Annotated in this window: 15 protein-coding genes; 6 read left to right on the forward strand and 9 right to left on the reverse strand. The window is 57.2% G+C overall.

Features of this window, described 5'->3' with window-relative positions; translation table 11 throughout:
- Positions 1-2: 2 nt before the first annotated feature.
- From RSSM_RS16950 to RSSM_RS16980, 6 genes are all read right to left on the reverse strand, one after another.
- On the reverse strand, positions 3-1,421 hold the full coding sequence (locus RSSM_RS16950; protein WP_008681312.1) for an SLC13 family permease: 1,419 nt from the start codon (positions 1,419-1,421) through the stop codon (positions 3-5).
- 129 nt (positions 1,422-1,550) lie between these two features.
- The gene (locus RSSM_RS16955; RefSeq protein ID WP_008681314.1) at positions 1,551-1,955 is read right to left on the reverse strand and encodes a GreA/GreB family elongation factor; all 405 of its coding nucleotides are present in this window, start codon (positions 1,953-1,955) and stop codon (positions 1,551-1,553) included.
- 187 nt (positions 1,956-2,142) lie between these two features.
- Positions 2,143-2,325, reverse strand: a complete 183-nt coding sequence (locus RSSM_RS16960) for a hypothetical protein (RefSeq protein ID WP_008681317.1) — start codon at positions 2,323-2,325, stop codon at positions 2,143-2,145.
- 711 nt (positions 2,326-3,036) lie between these two features.
- Positions 3,037-4,308, reverse strand: coding sequence for a DUF1501 domain-containing protein (locus RSSM_RS16970; protein ID WP_008681319.1), 1,272 nt, complete (start codon positions 4,306-4,308; stop codon positions 3,037-3,039).
- 69 nt (positions 4,309-4,377) lie between these two features.
- Positions 4,378-6,345 (reverse strand): DUF1549 and DUF1553 domain-containing protein, encoded by a 1,968-nt coding sequence (locus RSSM_RS16975; protein WP_008681322.1) that lies wholly within the window; start codon positions 6,343-6,345, stop codon positions 4,378-4,380.
- Positions 6,346-6,751: 406 nt separating this feature from the next.
- The gene (locus RSSM_RS16980) at positions 6,752-7,744 is read right to left on the reverse strand and encodes a uracil-DNA glycosylase (protein WP_008681323.1); all 993 of its coding nucleotides are present in this window, start codon (positions 7,742-7,744) and stop codon (positions 6,752-6,754) included.
- A gap of 202 nt (positions 7,745-7,946) precedes the next feature.
- On the opposite strand from RSSM_RS16980, the gene der reads away from it, so the two are divergent.
- Together der and RSSM_RS16990 are read left to right on the forward strand one after the other, a co-directional pair.
- Positions 7,947-9,299, forward strand: a complete 1,353-nt coding sequence (gene der / locus RSSM_RS16985) for a ribosome biogenesis GTPase Der (RefSeq protein WP_008681328.1) — start codon at positions 7,947-7,949, stop codon at positions 9,297-9,299.
- Positions 9,300-9,378: 79 nt separating this feature from the next.
- Positions 9,379-9,648 carry a hypothetical protein gene (locus tag RSSM_RS16990; protein WP_008681330.1) on the forward strand — a complete coding sequence of 90 codons (270 nt, stop codon included), beginning with the start codon at positions 9,379-9,381 and terminating at the stop codon, positions 9,646-9,648.
- 31 nt (positions 9,649-9,679) lie between these two features.
- On the opposite strand, the gene RSSM_RS16995 is transcribed toward RSSM_RS16990, so the two are convergent.
- Positions 9,680-10,345 (reverse strand): carbonic anhydrase, encoded by a 666-nt coding sequence (locus tag RSSM_RS16995; RefSeq protein ID WP_008681331.1) that lies wholly within the window; start codon positions 10,343-10,345, stop codon positions 9,680-9,682.
- 460 nt (positions 10,346-10,805) lie between these two features.
- On the opposite strand from RSSM_RS16995, the gene RSSM_RS17000 reads away from it, so the two are divergent.
- From RSSM_RS17000 to RSSM_RS17015, 4 genes are all read left to right on the forward strand, one after another.
- Positions 10,806-11,513: a hypothetical protein gene (locus tag RSSM_RS17000; RefSeq protein WP_201767208.1), complete on the forward strand. Its 708-nt coding sequence runs from the start codon at positions 10,806-10,808 to the stop codon at positions 11,511-11,513.
- Positions 11,510-13,306 carry a HEAT repeat domain-containing protein gene (locus RSSM_RS17005; RefSeq protein ID WP_144059896.1) on the forward strand — a complete coding sequence of 599 codons (1,797 nt, stop codon included), beginning with the start codon at positions 11,510-11,512 and terminating at the stop codon, positions 13,304-13,306. Before RSSM_RS17000 ends, RSSM_RS17005 begins: the two co-directional genes overlap by 4 nt.
- A 177-nt stretch (positions 13,307-13,483) precedes the next feature.
- Complete coding sequence (locus tag RSSM_RS17010) at positions 13,484-14,110, forward strand: HdeD family acid-resistance protein (RefSeq protein ID WP_008681337.1); 627 nt, start codon at positions 13,484-13,486, stop codon at positions 14,108-14,110.
- Between the two features lie 82 nt (positions 14,111-14,192).
- Positions 14,193-15,011 (forward strand): hypothetical protein, encoded by an 819-nt coding sequence (locus RSSM_RS17015; RefSeq protein WP_008681339.1) that lies wholly within the window; start codon positions 14,193-14,195, stop codon positions 15,009-15,011.
- Between the two features lie 467 nt (positions 15,012-15,478).
- Here RSSM_RS17015 and RSSM_RS33250 read toward each other — a convergent pair whose 3' ends face one another.
- Entirely contained in the window at positions 15,479-15,664 is a 186-nt protein-coding gene (locus tag RSSM_RS33250) for a hypothetical protein (RefSeq protein WP_144059897.1), read from the reverse strand.
- A 316-nt stretch (positions 15,665-15,980) separates the two neighbouring features.
- Positions 15,981-17,189, reverse strand: coding sequence for a DUF1559 domain-containing protein (locus tag RSSM_RS17025; RefSeq protein WP_081613815.1), 1,209 nt, complete (start codon positions 17,187-17,189; stop codon positions 15,981-15,983).
- Positions 17,190-17,310 lie beyond the last annotated feature (121 nt).

Below are 17,310 nucleotides of genomic sequence, written 5' to 3' on the forward strand. Positions count from 1 at the left end.
CCTTAGTGCAGTCCGGTTTGCAGATCGAGGATAAAGTGACACAGAGTGGTGATGACGACCACGCCGATGAGGTTGAGCACCAATCCTTGGCGAGCCATTTCCTGTACGGTAATTTTCTCGGATCCGAAGATGATCGCGTTGGGCGGCGTCGCCACCGGCAGCATGAACGCACAAGAGGCCGACAAAGCAGCAGGAATCATCAACACCGCCGGGTCGTAGCCCGCTCCCGATGCGGCGGCACCTAGGATCGGCATCAGTAGAGTCGTGGTTGCAGTGTTGGAAGTGAACTCGGTCAAAAACGTCACCGTCACGCAGACGATCGCGATCAGCATCGCCGGATGAAGCCATTGCAGCGACGCGAGCCGCATCCCGATCGTCTCGGACAGTCCCGACAATTCGGCCGCCCTCGCGATCGCGAGCCCACCTCCGAACAGGATGAGAATTCCCCAGGGAATTTCACGAGCTGTGGGCCAATCCAAAAGCGTGTCGGGTTTGCCGTCTTCATCCTTTTCACCACTGTGAATCAAAAACATCGCCACCGCCGCGGCGAGCCCGACGGTCGCGTCGTGTACCAGAGGAGTACTGATCCATGCCGACCATCCGCCATAGGGTCCGGTTCGAGTGATCCAGGCCAACGCGGTCAATCCGATCACCACCAATACCCGACGCTGCGCCGTTGTCCAGCTTCCCATCGGCTTCAGTACGTAATCGACCGAACCCGACAAACCACGGGTCAACCAAAAGCCACAGACCAACAGCATCACGGCCGAAACAGGGACACCAATCTTCAGCCACGACAAAAAGTCAACCGCCTGCGACGTCTGCAGCTCGTAGATCGATACCAAGACCCCGTTGGGAGGCGTCCCGATGATGGTCGTCATTCCTCCGATACTCGATCCGTAGGCAACGGCCAACAGGAGAGGAATCCGCAGCTTCGGTTCACGAACCTCCTGTAGCAGAGCGATCGCGACCGGCAACATGATGAGCGCCGTCGCGGTGTTGGAGATCCACATGCTGGAAAACGCGGGAGCGAGCATGAAACCGAACACCATTCGGCGCATTGAATTCGTGCCGAGCAACCGCATCAACATGTGGGAGACGCGAAGGTGGGCCTGAGACTTCTCCGCCGCTTTCGATAGCATGAACCCCGAGAGGAACAGCAATACGAATTTGTCCCCGTATGCCCTCGCGAGTTCCGCGTGATCCAAGACTCCGGTGAAGGGGAACACCACAAACGGGACAAACGATGTCACGGGAATCGGCACCGACTCGGTACACCACCAAATTCCGCACAGACACAAAACGCCCGCGGTCACCGACGCTTCATGCGGCAATCCAAACACGCTCGCACACAAACCGTAGACGGCGAGACCGGCGGCAACACCAATGACGCTCGTCAGCGTTTGGAAATTACTGAACAAGTCCGGCTCCAGGGAGAGGCACTTCGATCCGATTCAAATCGGACATTCTAGCGCCTTTTCGAACTCCCTGCAGCCTCCGACTTCCCCCGGTGCAGAACTTCCCCCCGGAACCGCGTGGGGCGGGAACGTTTACATGTGGAACACGCCACAGCGTTCAGGTTGAAACGAGATGTTCTCGACCCGTTTAAGGCAATCGCGGTCTGCCACTCGCAACCGGATCATGTCGCCGACTCGCCGTCCGAGCAAACTCGCCCCGAGCGGTGACAGGATCGACAACTTTCCTTCGACGATACAGGCCTCCTCAGGGTAGACCAGCGTGTACACCTCCGTTTCATTGCGTTCAACATCGACTAGTTTCAGCGTCGTGTTCATCGTAACAATGTCACGCGGCATGCGCTCGGGTGGCAACACGTCGGCGAGCATCATTCGCTCCTGCAGCCGGAAGAGATGCTCACGCCGGTCACCGAGTGCCTGAGCAAAATTGGTGTCAAGCAAACGAGTAAGCCGTTCGTAGTCGAGTTCGTTCAGATACATCGTGGGTAGGTGGCAAGGTGCCTGGTGGAGAGCAGGGATAGAAAGAGATCAACGATAGCAATGGGAACACACAGGTTTTGTGGTTCGGAACTTGATGAAGGAGGAATCGGTCACGGCGCAAACCGGTACCGTTCCATTCGGGCAACGCGAGTGTGTTCCAAACGTAGTGCGGTAACGTATCGGTGACTTAGCCGATCGCCCGCAAACAGATCGCAACGATGAAACAGAGGATCAACGCGAATTGGCCGAGCAGAATTTCGCGAGCCGTGTAGTTGGCTTGGGTCTCAGGCTCGTTCGCCAACGTGCCGGGCTCGCGTTCGTTCGCTACCGCGAGCGGCTTGGCGGAGTATTCTGGGTTGCGCATCAACATGGCCGGGTTCCTTTCGTTGTTCGGGCGAATGCAATTTCCCCACGAGATATCAGCGAACATTTGCAAACGCGGTGCCATGACACGTCAATGCGACAAAACGCCGTTGTTGGCCGTGTTTGAAGGCCCATGAAACCGTACGCGTCGCGCTCGCGCCAACGCAAACTGTCAACACAGGTTTGCGCCCGCAACTGGGGTTGCCGCATGGCGAGATGCTTTGAGCAACCCAATCGTGAGACGTCGGCAACGCGGGCGCGAACAGCACATCCCACTGTGTCTCCCGTTCACATTCCGCACACACTTTAGTGTGCTGAGAAGGATCTATCGGCTCTACTCTCGGGCGGTGGATTTTATTGAAGATCCAGCTGCATGAGGACCTTTTACAAGATCCACTAACTCCCATCCGGACGCCAAGTTGCATGGGGATACTGGTGCCGCGTCAAAGCCTAGTTTTCGCGAGGGCTCGTGAATAACCGAACGTCTTGGCGGTTTGTCGATTTATTCGTTTAACGGGCAGCCAAAGGCGACCTACTTGCCTTTTCACGTCGCCTACGGCTACCGGTTAAACGAAAACTGGTTGACTCTTGAATAAATCGACAAACCGTTGGCGACTTTCGCTACGGCCTTGAATCCACATTTTGAACGTGACGCACCACTCGAATGTTCTATGCCGGCAGAAGAACGACGCCGCGTTAGTGGTCCGATCGGCTGTTCTTAGAACAGTTCTTTGATCGGGTCGCCATCATGCGCGATCGTGAAGGGGCGTCCGCTCGGTGAGTAGAACTCTTTACGGATCGGAAGATCCAACGCGGTGCCGATGGTAGCGTTAAAATCTTCGACGCTCACCGGATCCATATCCGCGTAAAACGCGTCCTCGTCAGTCTCTCCGTAGACCTGTCCGCCTCGGATCCCGCCCCCCGCGAGAACGCATGAATATGCGGCCGGATGGTGATCCCGTCCGGCCCGATCATTCATCTTGGGTTTGCGTCCAAACTCGGTCCCGACGACCACCAAGGTATCGTCGAGCAATCCACGTTGGGCGAGATCTTCGAGCAGCGCGCTGAGGGCCTGATCCAGTTCCGGGCCGCGGTTGCTCATGTTCGACACCAGGTCGCTGTGGTGGTCCCAACTGCCGTAGCCGACCTCGACGAAACGCACGCCGCTTTCGATCAAACGTCGCGCCAGCAAACAACCTCGTCCGAGCTTTGACTCGCCGTAGCGTTTGCGGACCTCTTCCGGTTCGGCTTTGATATCGAACGCCTTCAAGTCTTTACTGCGCAGCAAACCGATGGCGTCGCGATACAGTTCGTCGTATCCGGCGACTTCCCGATTCTTCGCTGTCCGGGCGCGAAACGCTTTGTCGAACGAGCCCGCCAGTTGCATGCGACGGTCGAACAATTGGTTCGTAACGTAGCTAGGCGATTTAGTATTTTCGATTCCTTTGTACGGATCGCCGACCGGGACGGGAGCGTAGGTGGTTCCCAAATAGCCGGGCCCCTGCCCGCCGCCAATTTGCACGCTCGCGGGCAACGACGAATGCATCCTTCCGTGCACCTTTTGCATCCATGATCCCCAACCCGGATGAACCGTTGACGCGATTTCGCGATAGTTCGTCCGCATCAGGTACTGCCCGGGACCGTGGGCGCCGGTGGATGAATTCATCGACCGAATCACCGCGAGTCGGTCGGTCATCGATGCGAGTTTGGGGAGGTGTTCGCTGAACTGCACCCCTGGCAGTTTGGTGCGGATCACTCCCGTCGGACCTTGCATCTTGCTGTCCGGTTTCGGGTCGAACGTGTCGAGCTGGCTCATCGCACCCTGCATGAACAGATAGATCATGCGTTTGTTGCTCTTGCTGCTGCCGCTCGAAGAGGCAGCCGACGCGACGCTTTCGAGTCCACTGAGCAGACTGACCCCGAGCGCTGACTTGGCAACCGAATGAACGAACGCGCGGCGGGACAAGTCTTCTTGATGAGAAAGGTCCATGAAATGATTCCAATGCCAAACGAACGATGGTGGATCGAACCACCGAAATAGACGGCCCGAGCGTTGGTGCTACTGCACGAATAAGAACTCGCGGGTGTTCAACAACGCCCAAATCACGTTGCCATACCCCGCGGCTTTGGATTGACGAATTTCGCTGCTTGCGATCGCTAACTCTTCGGACGTTGGCATCCGGCCGAGAATGCTGAGGAAGATAATCCGCACACGGTTGGTGATCCCCGCCGCCTGATCGACTTCCGTGTAGATGACCGATCCGGCCTCGAGCATCATGTGGGTGATCGGACCGTTGAACAGAGCGAGAAGCTGTGGCACGGTGCCTTCGGTCGATCCTTCCGAGATGATTTCGCGGTCGCTCTGGCCGAATTGGCGGAGGAAGTGGGCAGCCGGTAGAGGCTGTTGCAACTCCGAGGCACGACGCAGCGTGACGCTCTGGTACTTCTGCGTTCCTTCTTCCTGGTTCATTGCCTTCTGTGCGTCCGGAACGCGAGTCAGGACCGCGAGAATCTCGTTACGCCCGGCGTCTGCATCCAGATCGAGAGCCGCGATGTACTGCGTGTCGTCCGGACGCAGGTAAGCCTCCGGCGCCTTGATACTGAGCGTCAGCAACGAGTCCCAAACCTGTTCCGCTGTCATTCGTCGCAGCACCGGGCCTGGGAAGTAATACGGTTCGGCCGGATCATAGCCGTCGTAAGACACCTGCCGTTGATAGGTTCGCGTGTGATAGATGATCCGCATGAACTCCTTTAAATTGAAATCGAGACGTTTCATCTCGGAAACAAGGAAGTCCATTAGCTCGGCGTTGGACGGTTCGGTATCGTCCGTGATGTCATCAACGGGATCGATTACCCCAACGCCCATCGCACGTTTCCACATCCGGTTTGCGATCGTCAATGCGAACCGCGGGTTGTCTTTCGACGTCAGCCACAGCGCGAACACTTCCCGACGCGACTGACCGGGTTTCAGTTTGGGTGTTTCGCCGAAGATGACTTTGGGTTTGGCAACATCTCCTGGCTCGGCGTTGCTGTAGACGTAATCGAACGGGTACTTCAACTTCCCGTAGGGCACCTCAAATACCTGATGCCGATTCGCGTTAACGAATTGACGAAGGCGATTGCCCTCGCGAGGTTCGAGTTCCTCGCGGATCGAGTTCACCAATTTGTTGTCGGGAACGTTCATGGCCTTCGGTGGCGTCCCGGTGCGGACACCACCTTCGAACGCGGCGAGTTCGTAAAACTCCTGCTGAGTCCAACGGTCAAACGGGTGATCGTGGCATTGAGCGCAACCGATCTGCGTTCCGAGGAAGTTGCGAACTGTGTTGTTGAGGTTATCCAGCGGCATGCCTTTGTCGCGGAGTTTGTAGCCGACCGCGGGGTTTTCCCAGGTCTTGCCTTCGGCGGTTAACATCTCGTAGACCATTTGATCGAACGCGACGTTGTCTTGAAAACACTCCTTCAACCAATCGTTGTAAGGCCGCAGGTACAACCGATTGTTGCCGGTGTCGTTCAACCGCAGGATGCCGGCCCAGTAATTGAACATGTGGCTGGCATATCCGGGCTGGTTCAACAAATGGTCGATCAACAGCGATCGTTTCTCGGGCATCTTGGACGCCAGAAACGTCCACGCCCGACGTCCTCGTGGGACGCGACCGGTGATGTCCAGATACGCCCGCCGCATGAACTGCTCGCTCGTGGACATCGGGTTGGGCTTCAATCCGCGACGTGCCAGGTCGGCCTCGATGATTTCATCGATCCGTGCGGCAGAACGCAATACGTCTGACTTCGTGGACGGGTCGACGGGAGCGATGTCGATCTCGACGACCGGGGTTTCCCGTTCGTTGGTTTTTGCGATCCGATTATTCTTTGCCCGCTGTTCCGCCCGGGCTGCCTCGCGGGCTTTGCGTTCGTTTTCGCGTTTGATGGCTTGCTGACGCTTGGTCAATCGAGGGCCCGCTGCCGATGCGTCGGCCGCGATACTAAACGTCAATGCTCCGAACAACAAACAAACCACAAACTGCTTCATCGATCTTTCGCCTATGACAGATAGGAAAGTCTTCCACACATCCACTGCGTGAACAAACAAGTGGCCCGCCGGTAATCAAAAACGGTTCGATTCCGCAGTCGGCGTTGTGCGAGAAAGCTCGCCCGTTGCCATCGCGATCGCAGCCAAAACAGCAATGATCGCGGGCGGCTAGAAGTGAAAAGAACCGGGACCACCCTCTGTGAACGTCTTCACCGGCCCGCTGAACCCACAACGGAAGGCGAAAGGACACAATATTACATTAAAGTAACTTCGCGGTCCCTTCGCAGCAAACTCAACAGCATGCAAATATTGAGCGGCGACGGTGTTGGGGGGAGGATTCGCCAAATTGCTCAGCGCAGTTTGGACGTAGCGATGTGAGACGAGATAGGGCGAAAGAAGATGCCCCCTACAGCCCCGCGTCTTTCATCAGCATTTGCAAGTCTGCCCAGGCCGCTCTTTTGGCGTCGGGATTCCGCAGCAGATAGGCGGGGTGATAGATCACCAGCACTTTGCTGTCGTGGTACTGATGGAACTTCTGACGCAAACGCCCGATCGACAGTTTCGTTTGCAGCAACGCCTGCGAGCTGACCGCACCGAGGCAAACGATGTACTCTGGTCGCAACGTTTGCAGTTGAGCTTCGAAGTATTCGCGGCAGTTGGCGACTTCGCTCGGTTCGGGGTTCCGATTGCCTGGCGGGCGGCATTTCACGGTGTTCATGATGTACACCTCGTCTCGCTGCAGACGACTCGCCTCGATCATTTTCGTCAACAACTGACCGGCTCGTCCCACGAACGGTCGCCCCGTTTTATCCTCATCGGCCCCTGGGCCTTCGCCGAAGAACACAAATCGCGGCGCCGGGTTTCCTTCGCCAAAGACGGTTTGCGTCCGGCACTGCGCGAGGGCTTTGCAGCGGGTGCAGCCCGCCACGGTCTCGGCGAGCGTTTGCAAGGTCGCGATCCTCTGGGCAACCGGCAACGATTCACCAGCGTACGGATCCGAACCACCTGAAACCGCCGCTGGCGCGGCTTTGGGCTGCGCGGGCCGGGGCTGCGCGGCGGGGGGCGACTGGGGTGGTGTTGGGGCCGGATCAGATGGCGGGGCCAATTGCGGGACTGCCGCCGCGTCCGCCGGTTGGGCGGCAACGGGTTGTTCGCCGGCGACTTCTGCGGCGTCGACAAACGCATCACTCCATTGCTGGACCCCAGCGTCAGTCGGCTGCGGCACGAATCGGATGCCGCTGCGTCGCAGGTGCTCGAACAGCTCTCCCGCCGTCGCAGCAATTTCGCCAGCGGATTGGCACTCGGTTCCCGCGGCGGGCGAAACGTCGGAATTGGGGGTGGGTTGACTCAAATTGCTAATCAAAACCGGGTTTTCGTCACGATCGTGCCGCCATGGCATTCTGAATATCGGTCGCAGAGTCTAACATGTCGCCTTGGCGAGTGTCGACTCGCCGATCGTGCCGCCCCTCGCAACCGCGTTGGACGTGGCGACGATTCGCGTGGCTCGCGAAACTCTTTTCGCTGCCCTTTGCCATTCCCGCAAAGTCGGTCCCGTAGAGCCACGCCGCTCAACCAGTTTCCTTTCGTTTAGTTCTTCCCAGATGCCCGTTCCTCAAGTTGCCATCGTTGGCCGGCCTAACGTCGGCAAAAGCAGTCTCTTCAATTGGTTGGCGCGTCGTCGCCTAGCGATTGTCGACAACTATGAGGGCGTGACGCGCGATCGGATGACGACTCTGATCGAAGCGGACGAGCGATTCTTTGAACTGGTCGACACCGGTGGGGTGGGCGTCGTGGACGCCGATAACTTGACCGCCGATGTCACCCAGCAAATCGAATTTGCGATCAACACCGCCGATGTCATCTTGCTGGTCGTCGACATCCAGACGGGCATCATGCCGCTGGACACGGAAGTCGTCGAGCGATTGCGCGGCGTCGAGCGTCCGGTGATCCTGGTCGCCAACAAGACCGACCAAGACCACCAAGAAATCCACGCCGAGGAGTTCCGCTCGCTCGGCCGTGGGATGTTGATCCCGGTCAGCACCCTGCAAAACCGCGGACGTGATGATTTGATGCAGGCGATCGTCGACCGATTACCCGCCGATGACGAAACGATCGCTCCCGAATCAGCGATGAAGATCACGATCGTCGGACGGCGTAATGTCGGCAAAAGTACGTTCGTGAACTCGCTCGCCGAATCCGAACGCATGATCGTCAGCGAAGTCGCAGGCACGACGCGAGACAGCGTCGACGTGAACTTCGAGGTCGACGGGCAAACGTTCACCGCGATCGATACGCCGGGTCTGCGGAAACGCAAAAGCGTTCGAACGGACTTGGAATGGTATTCGACGCACCGCGCGCAACGCAGCGTGCGACGGGCCGATGTGGTGCTGATGTTCTTCGACGCTACCCAGAAGACGAGCAAAGTCGACAAGCAACTCGTCGGCTATGTCATGGAGCATCACAAGCCGGTGATCTTTGTCGTCAACAAATGGGACCTCTACTCCGGGCAGGTTCCGACGGAGAAGTGGGTGAAGTATCTGCGGCACCAATTCACGACGTTGTCGTACGCTCCGATCGCTTTCATCACCGGCCAATCGGGCAAGAACGTCAAAACGCTGCTCAACCACGCGGCGATGCTGCACAAACAAGCGAAAACGCGTGTGTCGACCGGTGAACTCAACCGAGTCGTTCGCGCCGCGATGGACGTTCACCCGCCTCCGATGTACCAAAACCGTCGGCCGAAAATTTTCTACGCGACGCAGGTTTCCACCGAACCGCCAACGATCGTGTTAATGTGCACCGACCCGAACGCGTTTGGTCACGACTACCAACGATACATCCTCGGTTGGTTCCGCGATCACCTGCCCTTCGGCGAAGTACCGATCAAACTGTATTTCCAGAAACGAACACGCGCGGACGACGAAGCACCAACAGGACGGTCGAAATCTCGCTGAGTTGGAACAGGTCTCGTGTCGTCGTCTAAGTCTGTGCAATCCCCGTAGCTGATGTCGCCAGACTTCAGCCCCCACCAACATGAAATGCGTTTTGTGTGAAGTCGACAACGCCTTCAACGAGCATCATTTGATCCCGCGTCACTGCCACCGCAAAACGTGGTGGAAGCGGCGGTTCACGATCGAACAGATGCGGGAAACGATTTCAGTCTGCAAGATGTGTCATCGTTCCATTCACAATCTCATCCCCGACGAAAAAGAAGTCGGACGTGACTACAACACGATTGAGAAACTGAAGACCCATCCGGGGTTTGCAAACTATCTGGCGTGGAAGCGAAGACGGTTGGAATAGCCGGCGGCACCTCGCACGCCGTGGTCCGCGATCAGATTTGCGGCAACGTTCGGTCGGGAGCAGTGACCTGGGGCGAGATGTCTTCGAGTGGCAGAAACGCGTTGCTCTCCGGATTGAATCCAAAGACTTCGCCGGATTCGAATTTGTAAACCCACCCATGGAGTTTCAACTCGCCGCGTCCGAGAGCAGCGGCAACCGACGGATGGGTTTTCAAACTCTCCAACTGAACCAGCACGTTTTCTTCCACGGTCAACGTCAACCGCCGGGTCGGGTCGGTCAGGTGTTCGTAGTTCTCTTCCACGATCCGGCGAGTCGCCTCGGCGTGTTGCAGGTAGGCTTTCACCGCAGGCATCTTTTCGACGGCGGCGAGGTCCAACAAACCCGCCATCGCGCCGCAGTGTGAGTGGCCGCAGATGATGATGTCGCGGATCTTCAACGCACTGACCGCATACTCAATCGTCGCCGCTTCACCGGCAAACACGCTCGCGTAAGGAGGAACGATGTTTCCCGCGGTTCGCAAAATGAACAACTCACCCGGGTTCGTCTGCGTCAATCGGCTCGGGTCGATTCGCGAATCCGAACAGGTGATAAACAACGCCAGCGGATGTTGTCCCTCGGCGAGGGTTTCGAACAGTTTCTGATCGCGGCTGAACGACTCGCGCTGAAATTTGTGAATCCCGTCAACTAGCTTCTGCATCTCGTTTCTCCGCGGGCCAATGTTCCATGGTGTCCATCTGCATTGTGCTCGTTTGACGGCCTGCACGATCCGCGGTCGATGGAATATCCGTCAACCGGGGACAGTGTAGCATTCGAAGTGGAGTTTTGAGCGCGAATGCGAAACTTGATACGTGAAGTTTCAGTGCGAGAGAACACGTCCGTCACCCGATCGCTCACATGCGATACGATCCGCACAGTGGAATACAAAGACACACTGAAAATCCAACACTTTCCAAGCGCAATAGTATCTTGGTGGTGCGCCGCTGGCTAGAATCGGTGCTGGTTGCGATTCGTCGCCACAACCGGCGTAACAGCGGGTCGGCGTGGATCGTACCGCGGTGCGAAGGCCCCGACGTGAATCGCCCCGGCGACCTGAACCCTGACAACCCAGCATCTGGACAACCGTCTACGCGAAGACTGGACAAGTGATGAAGATTTTGATGGTACGTTTGATTTTGTGCGGCGCGGTCGCGTTCACAACGGCTCGCGTGGCGATCTGCCAAGACGGCACCGACCCGCGATACGGAACGGGTTACGACAGCGGCTACGATTACAGTGCGGCACCGGTCGGAAACTACGGCTACGGATACGGCGCCTACCGAGGCGGCCACGCATCGACCGCGGAAGAAGGCATGGCCCGCGGGATGGCCGACGTGATTCGATCACGTGCTCAAGCATCCGTTTCGTATTCACAAGCGGCGACCGAAGCGGAACGAGCACGCCGGGCGTACTTAGAAAACCGAAACTTCGCGATCAGCAGCTTTGTCGAGAACCGTGCCATCCGGGACGAGTTCCGCCGCAAGCAATCCGAAGCGAAAAAGGAAAAACTGGCCGCCTACATTAAAAGCCGCGAGTACCAACCGCTGACGAGTTCAGACTTCTACGAGCCGACCGGAAAGATCAGTTGGCCGCTCGGGTTGATGCACCCTCACGATGAAAAGGGACGCAAAGAGATCGAGGAACTGTTCGCCAAGCGAGCCAAAGACGGAACGCTTTCGGCGGAAGAGTACATCCGATTGAACAAGCTTCTGAATATGTGGGTTTACCACGTCGAAGATCACGCCTCGGACTTCTCCGCTAGCGAAATAACGCGGTCGGTTCGCTTCCTGCGTCGTTTGGAAAAGATGCTGAAGGAGGACTATCAATGAGATCGTTCTTAACCTCGACGTTTGTCGCCCGCTCTGACGTTTCCACTACGAAACTCCCGAAGTCTGCCCCCACACCGTTTGGTCTCTTCATCGTGAAATGTAAAACCGCTCACGTGCTCGCCGGATGCCTCGCTTGCCTTGGCACGATCGGAACGGCGATCATCCCAAATTCGAACATGTCGTTGCATGCCGAGGAAGTCGCCGCGGCAACAGACTCGGTTTCCACTCTCGTCGAAAAGCTGCAAAGCGATGACGACGATACCCGGTGGAAAGCCGCACGCGAATTGGGCCGTCTCGGTGCACGCAGTGCCGACGCCGTCCCCGCCCTCGTCGCAGCGATCCAAGATCCCGACACCGCGGTCCGGCATCACGCCGCCATCGCACTCGGACGAATCGGCGTCAACGAAGAAAAGATCGTGGAAGCTCTGATCGCCGCCGTTGGCGATACCGATTCGGGAGTGCGAATCGCGGCGGTGAATTCGATCCGCCAACTCGTCGACGATCCCGAGGTGATTGTGCCGATGACGGTTCAGGTCATGGAAAAGGCTCACCCATTGTTTGCCAGCCGAATGGTGGAAACGATCGTGATGCGGGGTGAAAAGGCACTGCCGTTTTTGAACGCCGCTCTGAAGAACGAAAAGGCCGCGTATTGGGCGTGCTTGGCGATTGAAGAACTCGGCCCGGTCGCGGCACCCACCACGCCGGCGTTGATTCAGTTGGTCAACAGCACTCCAGATACCGACACCAAGGTCCAAGCGTTGCTCGCGATTGCGAAGATCGGACCGGCTGCCAAAGACGCACAAGGTGAAGTCCTGAAGGCTCTCGAGTCTTCCGACCCGTCGATCGTAACCGCAGCAGCGTTCGCTTCCGGCGCCGTAGGATTCGACGCGGCCACACCGAAACTCGAAAGCACCGTGTCGAGCGACGAACCGCTGCTCTCTCTTGTATCGCGTTGGGCGCTCGCAAAGCTGCATCCGGAAGACTCCGAATTGAAACAAGCCGCCGTCGATCAATTGGTCGCCAGCCTCGGCAACGATGACCCGAGTATCCGGCTCGCCGCCGCAAAGGGACTGCAGTCTCTCAAGGTGGATCCTGAGGTACTCGGACCACGGTTGATTGCGAAGTTAAACGATTCGGATCCCGTGGTGGCTCATAACCTGGTCGAAGCACTGGCGAGTCTCGGAGAACCGGTTGCCAAGAAAGCCGGCGAGAATCTGTCCAAAGTAGAAAATCAAGAACTCGCCGTAGCCGTCTTGCAAGAACTCGGCCCGAAGGCAAAGCCTGCGATCCCAAATGTCGTCGAAGCACTCGGCTCGGCCGAAGGCGAATTTCGCCGTGACCTGCAGACGGTATGCGGCCAAGTCGGACCGGACGCTGCCGCCGCAGCGAGCGAGTTGGCGCGGTCTCTCGGGAGCGATGAAGAGTCGACACGGATCAGCGCCTTGTTCGCTCTCGGAAGCATCGGCCCGCAGGCCAACGCGGCAATGGCTGATGTCGAGTCCTTCATGGAGTCCGCATCAGATCCGTTTGAAAAGCTCCTCGCTGCGTGGGCGATTTCCAAACTCGCACCGACCGACGAAATGCAAATTGCGAAGATCGTTCCGGTCTTGGTGGAAGGTTTGACGTTCCCGGACCAGCGTGTCCAAGCCGAAGCGATCATGACGCTGGAGTCACTTGGATCCGCGGCCAGTTCCGCTGCAGACGCACTCACGACGCTCGCGAACGATCCGTCCGCTCAACCGGAACTACGATCACTCGCGAAGTCGGCTGCCGAAGCAGTCTCGGCCAACTAATTACGCCTGGCACCTTTCTCCACGACGAGTGTCAACGCGCCGCGGCCTGCGGCGTCGACGGGGATCTCGGCTGATGTTTGCGCGCGTTTCTGACGATTCGGAAACCCGATTGCCGATGTCGGCCGATCGCAGAACGAGAACCATCACCATTTGCCACCACTCCTAGGAGAACTCTCGATGACCAACGATTCCTTGCAGCCCCCGGTTGGCCCCAACCTCCCAAACCCGGTTGTTCATGAATTGAACCACATGCGGAAAGAATGGTGGTGCTTCCTCATCGTCGGAATCCTTCTCGTGCTCAGCGGAATCGCGTCGATCGCGTATCCGTGGTTCACGTCAATTGGTGTCGTCGTTTTTCTCGGGGCGTTGCTGATTGTCAGCGGGATCACGACGGTCATCAGTGCGTTTTGGGCTCGTCACTGGAACGCGTTCTTCCTGCAAATACTCATTGGGATCGTTTACACGGTCACGGGTTTTGTGATCACGGATGCTCCGCTGACGTCGCTCGCGTTGCTCACGCTGATGCTCGCCGGTTTCTTTGTGATCGCTGGTGCGTTTCGAATTGTGACGGCCCTCGTGCTGCAGTTCCCACAGTGGGGATGGCACCTTTTCAACGGCCTGGTCACCGCGATGCTCGGTCTCATCATTTTCCGCAGCTTCCGCAACCTCCCCGAGGAACCATCGGGCGTGTTGTGGATCATCGGATTGCTGGTGGGAATGGAATTGCTTCTCAACGGATGGACGTGGGTGGTGCTCGCGTTGGCGTTGCGAAAACTACCAGAAACCGAAGCGTCCAGTAGCTGAAATCGCCACGACTGATTTCGACCACGACGGCGTGATGCCGACGCCCACATCCGACCGATCCCTTGTGAGACGCAACTTCCCCATGCCTCACTACCCATCTGCGGTGCACAGCCTGCGACGCGTGTTCATGCAGGCGTTCGTGGTCCACGACATCACCGAACCGCTCGTGTCGTTCGACGACTTCGCACCGACCGACAAGGTCAAGGAATTGATGGGCGCGGGGAACTACGAGGTCGTCGGCATTCGTCGGGCAGGACGCATCGAGGGATATCTCGATGTCGCGGAGATTGAATCCGGTGTCTGCGGGGACTGCATGAAACCGTTTGAACATGCACAGGTAATCCTCAACACCGAACCGCTTCCGGAACTTGTCCGGCGTCTTCGCGATCAACGCCGACTGTTCGTTTCGACGTTCGGTCGGATCGGCGGTATTGTCAGTCGTTCGGACTTGGACAAACCGCCCGTTCGCATGTGGCTGTTCGGGATGGTCACCCTGATCGAAATGCGTTTCACGCGGTTGATCGAGCGGTACTGCAGTGAAGACGAATGGAAGACGTGCCTTTCCGCGGGACGAATCGAGAAAGCGGATCAGTTGCTTCGTGAACGAGATCGTCGCAATCAAAACGTCGCACTATTGGATTGTCTTCAGCTATCGGACAAACTCCAGATTGTCGCCCGGAACAAGGCACTTCAAGAGCTGACCCGGTTTCAATCGCGGCGACAGGTGGAGCAGATGGCAAAGAAGCTCGAGAAACTGCGAAACAACCTCGCCCATTGCCAAACGATCGTGACCGACGATTGGGAAACGATTCTTGCCCTGTCCGAGAATCTAGACAACGTTCTCGACAGAACACATGCGGATGAAGCCGACCGAAATGGCATCGCTCGAGATGAAAGCTAGTGGACGACGGTGTGCCAAGTGCGTGACCGGGTTTGAAGATGCCCTCGCTCGATGTCGTCAGACTTCGGAGACGCCAACAAGCGGTACGTCAAAACCAGTTTCAGGGTAGCGAAACTCGCCAACGGCTTGTCGATTTAATCGAAAATCAACCTGTTTTCGTTTAACCGGTAGCCGTAGGCGACGTGCAGTGGCAAGCAGGTCGCCTACGGCTGCCGGTTAAACGACAACGCCACAACCCGGTGCTTCATTGAACGGTATTGCCGTTAAGCGAATAGATCAACAGCCCGCCAAGAGTTTCGGCAGAGCTCGTGAATCACCGAAAGTTTTGGCGACTTTCGCTACGCCGTTGACCCCCATTTCTTGATGGTGGCGCATTGCTGGTGGGCGTGATTCTCGTACGTGGCAGACCTGAATGTGGCGAACCCTGCTACCGGAATTGGACGCGTCTAGCTCCGCGCGTCGACGTCTTATTCTTCTTCCACTTCCTCATCGGGAGATGCTTCGGAGTCCATCGCGCCCATTCTCGCCGCCTTTTCTTCCGGTGTCAGGCGTTGTCGTTCGGTAGTGTCAATCACGCGGTTATCGCTATTGTTCGAGCATCCCACAGCAATAGGAGCAAAGAGAAACACGCAGATCAAAAGTCGTAGCAACATGTAATTATTGTTGGAAAAGATGGAAAGCGATGGGCGGAAACGGCGAGCAGCATTTCTCTTCAGCGACAAACCGCGAACGCCCTGGAACGTCGCACCACAAACGGCGCGACAGACATTTATCAGATCGAGGAAGGTGGAGAGCTTCGAAACTTGATGCATTTAAGCCCTAACACAAAATGTCGCCCGATTTCAGATTGTTGAGTTCGGGCGACTCGGGATACGTTTCGGGTAGTGGATCTTGTAAAAAATCCTGCTGCATGAGGATCTTTCACAAGATCCACTACCGCCTACCCGAGAACCAAACTACGCGAGAATACTAGAACTCTTCGTCGATGACTTCTTTCGCGGCGCGAGTTCCGAGTGCTCCCCAAAGACCATAGGGGCTCGCTGAACCTGGAGCACGGACTCCGGTTCCACCATATTTCACCGTACCAAGGTCATCGTTTCCTGCCTCGATCGAATCGGTGATGAATCGAACAGCTCCATCGGCCATCAACACGTGAGCACCACCTTGGTGGCGACTGCTGACGGTGTAGGTACCACCACCCGCGGTGTTGTGCCCGACGGTACATACCTCACGGTTCGGAGGAAGAATCGTGTTGCACATCGTCCAACCCATCGTGGCTCCCGCCCAGCAAGCACCACGCTTGGTCTCGGCGAAGTTGTTTTTGTGTGGGCTCGTACGCCAGAACTGCGGACGGGTGACCTCGATTTGACCGTTGCAGTTGTTCGGTTTGTTGGCGACATTCGCGTTACGACGTGGGGACGTCGTTATGTGTTCGTCGCCCAAGTCACTGTTGTTTTCACCCATGCAGATCGTGTTCGAAAGTCCGTCGAGGATGTCGCGAAACGCGGTTTGCGTGTAAAGTCCGAAACAGCCACGAGCGGCGGCTTTGTATTCAGCGTCGGCACGAGTGTTACGGGCCCAACTGGTGTAAGGACCGAGGTGCATGTAGTCGATCGCGTCGCCGTAGCAAACGCCGTAGTTTGACCGACCCGCCAGTGGCAATCCGTAACCGGGGTCACTCGGGCAGCGGAACGTGTTCACGTCGGTGAAGCACGGAGTCCAATCGGTTGTGTAGATGTTCGTTTGAGCGACAACGTTCCAAGGAATTGCACCAAACGCGGGATAGGTTTCGGTCGTCCCACCACTGGTCACGATCAGTGGGTTGCTGACTTGTTCCCACAACGCCTGTTGCTCGACGAACGGTAGAAGAGCGACCTGCGCACTAAGTCGTTCGTGTTGAAGTTCGGTTTCTTTGGGCCAGTTCGCACCAATCGCACGCTCGGAAATCGGCCCGGTGCCATGCTTAGGCATCTTTCTGTAAGCCGAGTGATAGTTGTGGATCGCCAGCCCGATCTGTTTGAAGTTGTTGCTGCAACTCATCCGCCGTGCGGCTTCACGAGCGGCCTGGACTGCGGGCAACAACAACCCAACCAAAACACCAATAATTGCGATAACGACCAGCAACTCGACAAGGGTAAACCCTTTTCTGCTGACGGGGGGGTGATGTGAGTTCGACATCGAAAGGCCTCAATAATTTAGTACGAGATAGACAAGCACAAGAGCGTCACAACGCTGCCTGATATCCCCTTAAGCGAGGGCAATGGCGACGATCTATACACGCCTTCGGATAAATTCAACG

Source organism: Aporhodopirellula sallentina SM41, from assembly GCF_000346505.1.
Taxonomy (GTDB): Bacteria; Planctomycetota; Planctomycetia; order Pirellulales; family Pirellulaceae; genus Rhodopirellula; species Rhodopirellula sallentina.